General features: G+C 53.5%; 1 protein-coding gene. It reads right to left on the bottom strand.

The annotated features are described in order from the left end of the window. The coding region (locus tag AC1RPU_RS08315; RefSeq protein ID WP_481769698.1) for a hypothetical protein at positions 1-229 on the bottom strand (229 nt) is incomplete at its 3' end. Between the last annotated feature and the right edge of the window lie 31 nt (positions 230-260).

Here is a 260-nt window from a genome sequence, read left to right as displayed (position 1 = left end):
GTGCCGGCGTTGCGACCGCATCTGCGTCTGGATGGCCCGGGATCGTAGTAGGTAGCGTTTCCGGGTGACGGAGGCCAATGTCAAAGCTGTGGCCAATGACGCCGAATTGCTTTGCGAGGTACGAGCGCAGATGTGCGAAGTCCGCAGCGATCATGTGTTCGACGTTGCTAACTTCGTAGCCAGCTTCGCGCATCGCTTCCTTCAGGATCGCGTAGTTGAAAATAGCCATAAATTTCTCCTGATTCAGAATAGAAAAACAA

The organism is Dellaglioa sp. CoH-55-MRSF-7 (assembly GCF_056782235.1).
Note: the sequence above shows the minus strand (reverse complement) of the source record. Positions and strands in the feature narration are given on the sequence as shown.